Origin of the sequence: Limosilactobacillus secundus, assembly GCF_020784695.1 — a bacterium.
GTDB lineage: Bacteria > Bacillota > Bacilli > Lactobacillales > Lactobacillaceae > Limosilactobacillus > Limosilactobacillus reuteri_F.
In genome coordinates, this window is the sequence record NZ_JAJGUA010000026.1 from 39,107 (window position 1) to 52,007 (window position 12,901).

A 12,901-nucleotide genomic window follows, 5' to 3' on the forward strand; every position below is an offset into this window, starting at 1 on the left:
GATGATTGCTCCTTTATTTTTGAATGTGTGAGAAATGAATTTTATTCGCGCTCTATAAAAGAAAGCGAAGGGAATATCACCTATAGTTTACAGTTGTAAGAATGTCCAAGCAAGTTATGATCCCTGAACATTAATCCACAGTTTTAGCAATTTTTGATAGTATTAATCATTTTACTTAAACCGATATTGGGCGATTTTTTGCAAATAACGTTGGCGGCGTTGCGGGGATGACCAGGAAATCCCGCCAAAGTTAAGCCACTTCCGATGCTCAAAGCCAAGTTGTTTCAAGGTTGTATTAACAAATACTCGCTGAATAGCATTCCCACAGAAAAACCGCAAGTACCAAGTTGGCGAAGTTGAAGTAGTTAATACATAGCAATGCTGGACGTTCGTCAATAGCCCTTTAATTCCGGTCCTGGTTACCGTATGGGAGAGATCGGGGCCCTCTTTCATCACCTTATCAATAAACCCCTTTAACTTTCCGGGAATACTATTCCACCAGCAAGGAGTTATAAAAATCACTGTCCGACATGATTTTAAGAGTTCTAAATATTTGCGCACCAAGGGATCAACTGTCCCTCCTTGATGATACAATGAAAGTTCTTCCGCAGAATAAGTAGGATCAAAATGTTCCGCATAAAGGTCAATTAATTGATAATTAATGCCTTGGCTATTCAAATTACTTTGCACTCTTTCTAATACTGCGTGGTTAAAACTTTGCGGATAAGGATGACAATAAATGATTAATGTATCCATTATTTTCCTCCTACCATTTGACTGAGGGTTACTTTAACGACTTGAGGATCATAAGTGGTGACACCATTTTTGATTAACAGCGAATATCCCTGAATGAAAGACCATAGCTGTTCAAAAAATTGCCGATCATTCAGAATTCCTGGATTCACTTGTTGAGCCAACCGTTGAATCACCTGTAAAAAACTAAAGTCATTCTTGTCCGCTTGGTAAACCTGAATAATTGTTGGATTGAAGAAAAGAAAATCCATTACTTGTGGTTGTTTTTGAAACTCCTCACAAAACTGTTGCGCAATTTGGAGGATCTGGTCAAAAGCTGATAATTCACTGTTAATTGATAAGTTGGTAACAAATTGCTGCGATAAAATCATCGCTGTTCGATAAAATAAAACATCCTTATTCTTGAAGCGCTTATAAAACGCCCCTGTTGTAACTCCGGCTGCTTGAGAAATTTTACGCAGTGAAACGGTTTGATAACCATTTGTACGAATAAAGTTAATTGTTACTTTTATTATTTTTTCTTCAATTTTATCATTCATTTACGTCACTCCTGATAACGGTGTTATTTGTAAAATTAAAATAACACCGTTATCAAAAAATGTAAAGAAAAGCATCACCTTTAAACATATCGCTAGATGATGCTACATAAATTTATGTTTAAGAACTAACTACACTTATTGAAAGCATAGCTTGCTATAGCTCTTCTCCGGTTATCTCATCTTTATCATTAATCCAGTTGCCTTTATCTTTGTAAAATACACTATAATAAGATCTAAGTACTAGCTCTCCAAATTCTATTGATTCAGTTTTTGACGCACTTACAGCCCATTCATTATAATGTGCGCCTATTAAATTACGATTCATAATAAAATCATTTAATGTTTCAAATGTTTCTTTAGCTGGGGTTCTTTTCATTATTTTTAATATTCCAGGCCATAAATCCCCGATAGTATATCTATCGTCTTTTTTTCTTTGAACACCCGAATGTATAATTACACTCAGATTTTCACATAAATATTCTAATAGATAGCCTGCGCGTGCACTAATATCAACAGCATCTCCATTACAAATCACTTCTTTTAATTTTTCATCATAATTATTAATACCTATAGCCAACTGTGGTCCATCTAAAAGGCTCCAGCGATTAATTTCATATTGAACCAATGTGCTATTGTGATTTCTAAACAGATTTATCAACTGCTCTTTCCATAATTTATCATGGGTTGTTAATATAAATTGCCATTCATTAAATCGTTTTAAAAGATACCGAACAAGATTAAGCCTAATGGTGGAATCTATACTTTGAAATACATCATCCAATATTAACACTTTATTCTGTCCTTCAAAACTCTTTGCATATATAAATTCAAAATATAATAATAACGCTAATAAATCACGATTAGCTTCTGAAAAATATTTCTCTGGATTCGCTTCTAAACCATTCGTAAGAATAACATCAAAATTTATAGAAATATCTGTTTGTTTTGCAACAGAAACGATAATTCTATCAACACAATCACTTGATGGTGAAATATTTTTAAACCATTTTGTAATTTCTGGAGAAATTTTTTCCATAATTTTCTTTAAGTCATGGAATTTCCCGTTTTTCTTTTCTTGAAGAGCCTTATATTTTTTTCTTATATGTTTAATAGATTTGTTACAGCCCGATATAACATCATAATATCGATATAATCTTCTTAATTCTCGATATTTTCTAGACTTAGTCTTTCTTAAATTATTAAGTTTTCTTACATGTTCCCTCTTCTTAATTTTCAAAAATAATCTATTTTTGTCTTTTAATTGTTCTTCTTCATAATCCCAATTATATTCTTTGCATATTTTTTGCAAAAGATCATTTCGCTTTTCTTTAAATTTCAAACGCTTCTTATTAATTCTATCTATTTTTTCTTGCTCCGTAATTGGGATAAAGCCAACATCGTTTTTAGGACTTGCAAATGGTATAAAAATTTTCATTCTTTCAATGGAATCTAAATCCCAAAACTTTATAATATCTCTTCTTCTTAATACTAATGGGGCATGACAAAAGCTTGGGATAGAAATATTTTTATTGAATTCTTCTTCATTTTTGAAAGTGACTATGTTTAATTTATTATCATCAAATACATAGTCCTTTTCAACACATAATCCATTATCAAATTTACACCATACTTTAGTTGCAGATTGATAATTAACTTTTGAATTTGAACTGTATATCCAGTCTCCGGAACTCGTTGTTCTTCTATTTTGTATAGTTCCTTGAGCAATAAATTCTATTGCATCTAAAAAGCTTGACTTCCCGGTACCATTATCTCCATATATCAAAATTGATCTAGGTTTAGAATTTTTAGTAAAGATTAATTTTCTTGTTTTAGAAATTCCTCGAAAATTAGAAATAGATAATTCATTAATTTTCACAAAATACCATCCTTATACAACATCCAACTTTGAAAGTAATATATTTCATTAGATCATCATCCCAAAGATCACTTGTATTTATGATCCAAATTTTTAAAATTATACTTTATACAAAATTTTGAAATTTAATAAACATATTCATTTATCTTCTCATCTCCAAATTCACATCACATTATATTTCCTTCTGCGTATCTTACGGTATCAATTACTTAAAGTATTTCCAATTAGAGAAACCTTCAGTTATTCAAAAACACCAAAGATATAGTTATTAGTAATTTGTAGTAGTAAGAAGGTATAAACCCGACGCTCAAGAGTGTAATTAATTCATTCATGGTTCTCAAAAAATATTTCATATTTTCACTGGACACTTGATAATTCCTGTAACACACAATTCAAATCTCATAATGCAGAACCGTTCCAATTTTGGTTTTCTCTCGATATAGCATTTTGAACTAGGCAGCAATGAAGTCATAGTCAACAAGCGGTTCATTGTTTTTTATTAAACACTTATATCAGAAAAAATAAAAATCTAATTGAAACGCTATCGCATAGAGTATCACTAGTATTCTCTTCGTTGCCTAGCTCCTCGACAACATTGTGATACTCTCGACGGTTCGCCACTAGCCAATCATTCGTCACTATCTTCCTCATTCTTCGAGCGTTATCGTATGGGTCATTCATAAGTAATCGAACTTTGCTATGCTCGTTCCAGCACCGTCACACTCTCAACATGCGTCGTCTGTGGGAACTGGTCTACTGGCTGAATTGGCTTCGTCACATGGTAACCCTGTTCAGCGAAACGTTGAATATCACGGACTAAAGTGGCTGGATTACAGGAAACATAAATCACTTTCTTTGGTCCCATCTTACCAGTAGCTTCAATCAATGATTCAGCCAAGCCCTTCCGTGGTGGATCAACAATAACAACATCTGGTTTGAGGCCTGCTGCTTGCCACTTAGCAAATTGTTCTTCGGCCTTACCAACAACAAATTTGGCGTTCTTAATACCATTCCGTTTAGCATTATGTTTGGCGTCTTCAATCGCGGCTGGGACAATTTCCACTCCATAAACTTGCTTAGCATGTTTAGCTACTGCAAGGGAAATCGTGCCAATTCCACAATAGGCATCGATGACCGTTTGATTGCCGTCCAAGCCAGCATTATCAATGGCCGTTTGGTAAAGGCGTTCAGTCTGTTGCGGATTAACCTGGTAGAAGGACAGTGGTGAGATTGCAAAATCAATTCCGAGGAGCTGATCATGAATTTCATTGGTACCCCATAATGTTTTATTCTTATCACCAAGCAAGCGGTTCGTTCGCTTATCATTGATGTTTTGCACAATACTTTTTACTTCTGGAACTCCGGCAACGATCCCGTCGACGATTTGCTTTTCCATTGGTAACCGCTTCGTATTCGTGACTAAGACTACCATCATTTCATGGCTGTAATATCCCCGTCGAACCATTACTGTGCGAATCACGCCCTTACCAGTTTGTTCATCATATGGTGTAATGTGGTATTGCCGTAATAAGTCACGGACAACTACAATTGCCTTATCGATTTCTGGATCCTGGATATAGAAATCTTCAATCGGTACTAAATTGTGGCTCCCCCGCTTATAAAAACCGGTTTCTAATTGACCGCGGACCATTTTTACTGGTACTTGGGCCTTATTACGGTAATGATAAGGCTTTTCCATCCCCATCGTTGGTAAAACTTCAATCTCATCTAAGTGTGCTTTGGCCAATAATTCTTGGATTTGGTGTTGCTTGAATTTCAACTGGGCCTCATATTTCAAATGACCAAGGGGGGCGATACCGGTTTGAATGTACTTTTTATCCTTAACATCAACGCGGTCTGGACTCTTCGTCTGCCAGTCCATTACCCGTCCCCAAGCAAAGTGGCTGGTTACCTTGGTGATCTTTACCGTAATCTCTTCACCAGGAAGGGCATTAGGAACAAAGACGGGAAAATCATCAATCTTAACGACCCCATTGCCTTCATAAGATAAATCCACTACCTTCGCTGGATATTCTTCATTTTTATGTACTGGAATGTTTAGTTTCAAAGTTATTCCTCCATTAATTTCAACGTTACAAACTTCTCCTATTATAACAAAACAAACGGCCAACTTCCTCTTTGTGAAGCTGACCGTTTATTTATTCTATTTCTTTTCGCGATCTTTATAATCGTCAATGCCATTCATAAAGTCTTCTTCGACCCGCTTAAAATCAGCTGAAGTTGTAATCGCATCTTCTGGAATCTCATCCAAGTTAGCAATTACTTCTAGGTGCTGCTTAAGGTTATGAAATTTCATTGGCGCGTCGCCACCGTATTCCCCGTCCAGGTTAACCATCAAGCGATCTTCCTTGTTTAATGGAATAACTTCAATATCGGTTGCCTTAGCATAAATAATACGCGGATCATCAAGGTGCTTTCCTTGAAGCGCCTTTGCCATTAAGCTGAGCATATCGATCACGCTGCTTTTCTTGACGATAATCATCGTAAACTTTCCATCATCAAGTGAAGCATCCGGCACAATCTGTTCAAAACCGCCGACCGAATTAGTCAAGGCAATCATAAACATAGAAGCACTGCCCCGGTATTCCTGATTATCATACTTGATTAGCATGTCGACTGGCTTAATCCGCGGCATCAATTCTGCTCCCTTGGCGAAGTATGCTGCGTAACCAAAGAGGGACTTCATTTGCGAAGGGACCTCATAGGTTAATTCAGTCATCGTTCCACCGGCAGCAATGTTCATGAAGTAATTTTCACCAGCCCGACCAATATCAATTTTAAATTTCTTATTCTTCTTTAGGATTAACTTAGCCGCAGCGATCGGATCATCACGAGGAATCCGTAATGCCCGTGCATAGTCATTAGTCGTCCCTGCTGGAATAATCGCTAATGTTGGCCGATGTTCTAACCCAGCAATTCCATTAACCACTTCATTCAGGGTGCCGTCTCCACCAGCGGCGACAATCAAATCAAAACCGTCTTCAGCAGCACGAGTGGCTTCGTTCTTAGCCGAGTTAGGCGCAGGAGTAGTCGCAAAAGCACTAGTTTCATATCCAGCTTTCTCATAAATTGCGAGAATATCAACTAAATCATTTCGCAATGTTTCACGACCTGAGGTAGGATTATAAATTATCCGAGCACGTTTTCGCACGGTCATCCCTCCCTACTCTATTTAGCCTTCAAAGACTTCATCAATAATTGAGTAACAACTTGTGGATTAGCTTTACCACGCGTTTGCTTCATGATTTGACCCATTAAGTAACCGACAGCCCGGTCTTTACCATTCTTAAAGTCTTCAATTGATTGTTCGTTATTGTCAAGAACTTCATCAACGATTGGCTGCAGTTGCGCAGGATCCGATAACTGAACAAGACCGTGTTCCTTTGCATAAGCATTGGGTTCTTCACCATCTAAGATTCCCTTGAAGACTTTCTTAGCCATCTTAGAAGAAATAGTACCATCTTCAAGTAACTTCACCATGCCGGCAAGGTTAGCTGGAGTAAGCTTAGTATCTTGTAAATCAACTTGCTGATCGTTTAAGTATGAGTTCACATCGTTCATTAAGTAGTTGGCTACCCGCTTAGGATCGCCACCGTCCTTAACGGCTTCTTCAAAGAAATCAGACATTTCCTTAGTCTGGGTAAGAACCATGGCATCGTAATCAGTTAAGCCAAGGTCCTTAACATAGTGCTCACGACGCTCACCAGGCATTTCTGGCATTTCGCTTTCAATTTCATTAATCCATTCATCACTAACATTTACTGGTGGCAAGTCTGGTTCTGGGAAGTAACGGTAATCATCAGAACCTTCCTTTGTCCGCATCAGAATAGTCTCACCAGTCGCTTCATCATAACGACGGGTTTCCTGACCAATGTGTCCACCAGCCATCAATACTTTTTGATGCCGTTTTTCTTCAAATGCGAGGGCCTTCCGAACATAGTTAAAGGAGTTGATGTTCTTCATTTCTGTCTTGGTTCCAAACTTGTCAGAACCGATTGGACGAATTGAGATGTTGGTATCAACCCGCATGGACCCTTCTTCCATCTTCACGTCAGAGATCCCCGTAAATTGGATCCGTTGACGCAATGCTTCCAAGTAAGCCACTGCTTCTTCAGGTGAGGCAATATCTGGCTTAGAAACAATTTCGATCAAAGGAGTTCCTTGACGGTTCAAGTCAACATATGAATACTTACTGGTGTGAGTGTTCTTACCAGCATCTTCTTCAATGTGCATTTCTTTGATACCGATCTTTTTCTTCTTACCGTTTACTTCAATTTCAATCCAACCGTCATGAGCAATTGGAGTATCTGATTGAGTAATCTGGTAGGCTTTCGGGTTATCAGGATAGAAGTAGTTCTTCCGATCAAAGTGCATGTGATGGGCAATTTGAGCATGAAGAGCAAGTCCAGCCATGATTCCGTCACGAACGACACCCTTGTTTAAGCTTGGCAATACACCAGGGTAACCCCAGTCAATGACATTGGTGTTTGCGTTAGGCTGGTCACCGTATTCAACGGGGGATGGACTGTAAATCTTTGAATTAGTCTTTAATTCAACGTGGACTTCTAGACCGATTGTTGTTTGAAAGTTCATCTTAGTTTTGACCTCCTAACTTTGGTGTCTTCTTGTGGAAATCAGTTGTCTGTTCAAAGACATATCCAGTGTTATAAACTGTTTGTTCGTCAAATGCTTTTCCAATGATTTGCAGACCAACTGGCATGCCATTTTTAGCAGAGAAACCAGCAGGAATGGACATTGCAGGAAGGCCGGCCATATTAACGGGAACAGTCAATACGTCGTTCATGTACATAGTTTGTGGATCGTCAATCTCCGCACCAATCTTAAATGCCGTTGAAGCACCAGTAGCACCAACGATTACATCATGATCCTTAAATACGTCTTCAAAATCTTGGGCAATAAGACGGCGAACTTTAGCGGCCTTATTAAAGTAAGCATCGTAGAAACCAGCAGAGAGAGAGAATGTCCCTAACATAATCCGCCGCTTAACTTCTTCACCGAAACCTTCCGAACGAGAACGAACATAAACGTCTTCCAAGTTCTTAACATCAGCAGCTCGGAATCCATAACGAATACCGTCGTAACGTTGGAGATTAGAAGATGCTTCAGATGAGGCTAAAATGTAGTAAGCAGGAACCCCATACTTGGTGTGTGGCAAACTTACTTCATCAACAATTGCACCGAGGGATTCTAAGTGGTCCAAAGCAGCCTTGATTACTTCTTGAACATCTTCGTCTAAGCCATCAAAGTATTCCTTTGGCACAGCAATCCGCAAGCCCTTAACATTCGTATTTTCGTTTAATTGGGCTGCCCAGTCTGGAACTTCTTTAAGGGAGGATGTCATATCCCGTTCATCATTTCCACTGATGAGGGCGGTCAACAAGGCATTATCCTTAACATTTTGGGTCAACCAACCAACTTGATCAAAACTTGAACCAAAAGCAATGATTCCCCACCGTGATACACGACCGTATGTAGGCTTCATCCCAACGACACCGTTAAAGGAAGCAGGCATCCGAATAGAACCACCAGTATCAGTACCAAGCGCACCTAGAACATCCCCGGCCGCAACAGCAGCAGCAGAACCACCGGAAGAACCACCAGGAACCCGTGTAAGATCCCATGGGTTATGAGTTGTAAAGAATGCTGAATTTTCAGTAGATGATCCCATGGCAAATTCATCAAGGTTAGTCTTACCAACGTTGATGTAATCAGCGGCATTTAACTTTTCAACTACTGTCGCGTCATATACAGGGTTAAAGTTTTCAAGCATCTTAGAAGCAGCCGTCGTTGTGAGGCCTTTAGTTAAGATATTATCCTTAACTGCAAGCGGAACCCCTGCAGTTAATTGATCAGCACTAATGCCCTTTGCATCAATCTCAGCTGCCCGCTTCAGTGCTTGGTCTTCATTTAAGCTGATGAAGGCTTTAACTTGATCTTCGTTACCCTTAATGTGGTCAAAAGTTTCCTTTGTTAATTCAGTTGCACTGATTTTCTTATTTACCAAGTCATCGTGCAATTGACTCAAGCTTGTTTGGTAAAAATCCATTATTCGCCGTCCTCACTTTCGTCAAGAATTGCTGGAACCTTGATGTAGCCACCATCAGTTTCAGGAGCATTGTTAAGCAAGGCTTCTTGTTCTTCTTTAGAACTCTTAATTGCCTTATCTTCACGCATTACATTTACCCGATCGGTTGCTGATGTCATTGGTTCAACGCCATCAGTATCAACCGCTTCGAGGTCTTCAAACATATCAATAATGTTTCCTAGTTGAGTGGTAAACTTACCAAGTTCATCCTTAGGGAACTCAAGCTTAGCAAGTTCAGCAACGTGTTCTACTTGTTGCTCAGTGATTTTACTGGCCATTCTCTCTACCTCTTTTCCAGTAATTTAAAATCTACATATACATTTAACAATTTTAGCACAGAATAGGCTCCTATTTCATCCATGTAGAAATAAAAAAGGAGTTATCGGTTCGCATTTTCTAGTAACGAATCGATATCCTCCTTTTTCACCTTTAATAAGAATCAAAAATATGCGACTGGAAGTTATCAGAACCAGCATTCCGATAAACAACCGCTTGAATTTCTGAATCAGATTGAATTTTAATATCAATCGGAATCCCATTAGGCAGGTACTTTTTCGCTGCCCGGGTAATATATTGGGTAAAACTAGTAATTTCACTTTGACTATAGAACTGAGTAGTAACGGTAATGTGCATCCCTGACAAAGTTCCATTTTCATATTGTGCTTGTGCTGTAACTCCGCTCAAGTTAGGGAAGAAACTTTGAATCTGACTCTTAAAGTTTGAGAAACTATCATCATCAGTTTGATCAGAACTATTAGTTGTTGATGCACTAGCCTTTGGAAGGACTACATTCTTGTAATTTAACTTCCGCCAACTACTAATCGTATTACCACTATTCTTGCTATAAGCAAAGAATGTACCACCAACTAAACTATCATCTGGTGCTTGTTTGTATAGTGCAATCACGATTGGAACATTTCCAACGCCAGGCTTTTTCCGCACTCGTTGAAGTACCTTTTGTGCCGCAATTTCACCTTGACGACGAACCTCACTATCACTAATTTTCTTAGTTAAAGTTGGGCCTCCTGTCTTAGTTTGGTAGTTATATTCGGAATTTATTCCAATCCCAATCGTAATCCCCCGCAATTTCATGGAATTACCACTTTCTTGCATATAATCTTGCTCTTCAATTTGTTGAATATAGACTGGGTTAGGATTGCTCTTCTTTCCTTGAGCCGGGTTTAGCCCTTCAGGATTACTTTTTGTTTTTCGACCGAGCCAGTTTTCAATCGTCCCACTACTAAGGTATTGACCTTCTTGGAAAATATAGCTTTTTGTTGAAAAGACCCGTTTTGAAACCTGAGTCAAACCACTTTCAAAGCTTTTAAGGTTATATTGATTATCATTTTGTGAGACATTTATCCCCCGAGCTTTACTTGTTCGGTAACGACCATTTTTAATCACACCTTGATAAGTACCATTACTTGAACCAGTCGTTGAATAGTTTTTCGATGACGACTTTCCGCCAAAACCACATGATGCAAGCAAGACAGTACACATCAAAACGGCAGCACTAACGGCTATTTTTTTTGCCTTTCGCTTCACGATTTACTGTTCCTCCTTCATTGCTTGGCTGAATTGCTGTTCATTCCATACATCAATACCCAAGTCTTGAGCTTTTGTTAGCTTACTACCAGCGTCAGCCCCAGCAATGACAATATCTGTTTTCTTTGAGACGCTTCCGGTTACCTTAGCTCCGTGGTTTTCAAGCCATGATTTTGCTTCCCCACGAGTCATTTCAGTTAGCTTACCAGTCAGTACTACTCGCCGACCATTCCATTCGCTATCAGGATTAGCATTTGACCGTGAGCCAAGATAAGCAAAGTTTACCCCAACTTCTCGCAGTTCGTCAATTAATTTAACAACCTGTTGATTAGCAAAATAAGTTACGATACTTTCGCCAATTGTTGGACCAATTCCATTAATCGCAGAAATTTCATCGGCATTAGCCTCCATTAAGCTATCAAGGTCACCAAAATGTTCCATAATAATTCGAGCAGCCTTCGCACCTACATGACGAATTCCAAGACCAAATAATAAGCGCTCGACAGAATTATTACGACTATTATCGATCGATGTCAATAGGTTAGAGGTCGATTTCTCGCCAAATTTATCTAAAGTTAATAATTGGTCACGATTAAGTCGATATAGACCGGCAACATCATGAATTAATTCTTTATCCCATAACTGTTCAATAATTCTAGGCCCAAGCCCATCAATATTCATTGCATTCCGGGAAGCGAAATGTGCTAAACCTTCTTTAATTTGCGCTGGACACATTGGATTAATACAGCGTAATGCTACTTCCCCATCAAGATGAACTAATTCTGAGCCACAGACTGGACACTTCGTTGGAATCTCATATTCGACAGAAGCATCTGGACGCTTAGTTAGATCTACCTTTGAAATTTCAGGAATAATATCACCTGCTTTATGCAGATAAACAGTATCACCAATCCGAATATCTTTTTCACTCAAGTAATCAGGATTATGCAAAGAAGCTCGGCTAACCGTTGTGCCCGCCAATTGAACTGGATCCATAACTGCTGTTGGCGTTACATTGCCGGTCCGTCCGACAGTCCAGACAATATCACGGACAATCGTGGCTTGCTCTTCGGGAGGGAATTTATAGGCAATTTCCCAGCGTGGCACCTTAACTGTATTTCCAAGAGCAACTTCCGTATCAAGATCATTTACTTTTTCAACAATTCCATCGATCCCGTAAGTGAGCTTGTCTCGTTGAGCTGTATATTCTTGAATATATTTCTCAATTTCTTCACTGTTATGAACAACCCGATTATTAGGATTAACATTAAAGCCTAATTCTCGCATACGATCAAGTGCTTCTGCTTGGGTCTTAACACCCAACTTTTGATATTCAGGAACATAATATATAAATGTATCTAGTTCACGTTGCGCCGTTACTTTCGGATCTAGTTGCCGCAAACTCCCAGCTGCTGCATTCCGGGGATTGGCAAAAACCGGCAATCCTTCTGCTTCGCGTTTAGCATTTAACTTTGCAAAAGCCGCTTTTGGCATATAACATTCGCCCCGAACCTCGATCGATAATGGTTCTGGCAATTCTGCGGGAACTGACTTGATAGTTCGGACATTAGCAGTAACATCTTCACCAATCGTTCCATTGCCACGCGTAGAACCTTGAACTAACTTTCCATTCTCGTAAACAAGTGAAAGAGAAAGGCCATCGATTTTTAGTTCGAGATTATATTCGGGCTCAACTTCGACATCCCGATTTTCCTGTTGTCGTTGGTTAAAGTCCATCAATTCTTCAATCGAAAAGACATCCCCCATCGATAACATCGGAATTTCATGCCGAACTTTTGTTAATTGGCTTTCTGTTGCTCCTCCTACTCGTTGGGTTGGCGAATCAGCAGAGACTAATTGGGGAAATTGTTCTTCCAGCTGTACTAATCGCTGATAAGCACGGTCATATACATGATCCTCTACGGTTGGATTATCTTGTTCATAATATTCTTTTCCCCACTTGGTCAATTTTGCTCGTAATGGCTTAATCTCATCTTGAGCTTCTTGAAGGGTTAATTCTTTTACTGGCGTCTGTTTTTCACTCATCTCATCCGCCTCATT

The 12,901-nt window shown here is 38.9% G+C and carries 10 protein-coding genes; all 10 read right to left on the reverse strand.

Annotated elements, in window-relative coordinates; translation table 11 throughout:
• Positions 1–171: 171 nt before the first annotated feature.
• The 10 genes from LMB57_RS02770 to ligA all read right to left on the reverse strand — a co-directional run bounded on the left by LMB57_RS02770 (position 172) and on the right by ligA (position 12,886).
• Positions 172–756: an NAD(P)H-dependent oxidoreductase gene (locus LMB57_RS02770; protein WP_229271854.1), complete on the reverse strand. Its 585-nt coding sequence runs from the start codon at positions 754–756 to the stop codon at positions 172–174.
• Positions 756–1,292 (reverse strand): TetR/AcrR family transcriptional regulator, encoded by a 537-nt coding sequence (locus LMB57_RS02775; RefSeq protein ID WP_229271855.1) that lies wholly within the window; start codon positions 1,290–1,292, stop codon positions 756–758. The genes LMB57_RS02770 and LMB57_RS02775 overlap by 1 nt, the downstream gene beginning before the upstream one ends.
• Before the next feature lie 154 nt (positions 1,293–1,446).
• Positions 1,447–3,168, reverse strand: coding sequence for an AAA family ATPase (locus LMB57_RS02780; RefSeq protein WP_229271856.1), 1,722 nt, complete (start codon positions 3,166–3,168; stop codon positions 1,447–1,449).
• A 697-nt stretch (positions 3,169–3,865) separates the two neighbouring features.
• The gene (gene rlmD / locus LMB57_RS02785) at positions 3,866–5,236 is read right to left on the reverse strand and encodes a 23S rRNA (uracil(1939)-C(5))-methyltransferase RlmD (RefSeq protein ID WP_229271857.1); all 1,371 of its coding nucleotides are present in this window, start codon (positions 5,234–5,236) and stop codon (positions 3,866–3,868) included.
• 96 nt (positions 5,237–5,332) lie between these two features.
• Positions 5,333–6,346, reverse strand: a complete 1,014-nt coding sequence (locus LMB57_RS02790; RefSeq protein ID WP_229271858.1) for a diacylglycerol kinase — start codon at positions 6,344–6,346, stop codon at positions 5,333–5,335.
• 11 nt (positions 6,347–6,357) lie between these two features.
• Positions 6,358–7,782, reverse strand: coding sequence for an Asp-tRNA(Asn)/Glu-tRNA(Gln) amidotransferase subunit GatB (gene gatB, locus LMB57_RS02795; RefSeq protein WP_229271859.1), 1,425 nt, complete (start codon positions 7,780–7,782; stop codon positions 6,358–6,360).
• Between the two features lies 1 nt (position 7,783).
• The gene (gene gatA, locus LMB57_RS02800; protein WP_003668756.1) at positions 7,784–9,256 is read right to left on the reverse strand and encodes an Asp-tRNA(Asn)/Glu-tRNA(Gln) amidotransferase subunit GatA; all 1,473 of its coding nucleotides are present in this window, start codon (positions 9,254–9,256) and stop codon (positions 7,784–7,786) included.
• The gene (gatC, locus tag LMB57_RS02805) at positions 9,256–9,573 is read right to left on the reverse strand and encodes an Asp-tRNA(Asn)/Glu-tRNA(Gln) amidotransferase subunit GatC (protein WP_003664503.1); all 318 of its coding nucleotides are present in this window, start codon (positions 9,571–9,573) and stop codon (positions 9,256–9,258) included. The genes gatA and gatC overlap by 1 nt, the downstream gene beginning before the upstream one ends.
• A gap of 151 nt (positions 9,574–9,724) precedes the next feature.
• On the reverse strand, positions 9,725–10,840 hold the full coding sequence (locus tag LMB57_RS02810; protein ID WP_229271860.1) for a CamS family sex pheromone protein: 1,116 nt from the start codon (positions 10,838–10,840) through the stop codon (positions 9,725–9,727).
• A 3-nt stretch (positions 10,841–10,843) separates the two neighbouring features.
• Positions 10,844–12,886: an NAD-dependent DNA ligase LigA gene (gene ligA, locus LMB57_RS02815; protein ID WP_229271861.1), complete on the reverse strand. Its 2,043-nt coding sequence runs from the start codon at positions 12,884–12,886 to the stop codon at positions 10,844–10,846.
• Positions 12,887–12,901 lie beyond the last annotated feature (15 nt).

Excerpts from the sequence above, each read along its gene's own strand:
- gatA (WP_003668756.1), bottom strand. The coding sequence starts at position 9,256 with ATGGATTTTTACCAAACAAGCTTGAGTCAATTGCACGATGACTTGGTA.
- gatC (WP_003664503.1), bottom strand. The coding sequence starts at position 9,573 with ATGGCCAGTAAAATCACTGAGCAACAAGTAGAACACGTTGCTGAACTT.
- ligA (WP_229271861.1), bottom strand. The coding sequence starts at position 12,886 with ATGAGTGAAAAACAGACGCCAGTAAAAGAATTAACCCTTCAAGAAGCT.
- LMB57_RS02790 (WP_229271858.1), bottom strand. The coding sequence starts at position 6,346 with ATGACCGTGCGAAAACGTGCTCGGATAATTTATAATCCTACCTCAGGT.
- LMB57_RS02770 (WP_229271854.1), bottom strand. The coding sequence starts at position 756 with ATGGATACATTAATCATTTATTGTCATCCTTATCCGCAAAGTTTTAAC.
- LMB57_RS02775 (WP_229271855.1), bottom strand. The coding sequence starts at position 1,292 with ATGAATGATAAAATTGAAGAAAAAATAATAAAAGTAACAATTAACTTT.
- gatB (WP_229271859.1), bottom strand. The coding sequence starts at position 7,782 with ATGAACTTTCAAACAACAATCGGTCTAGAAGTCCACGTTGAATTAAAG.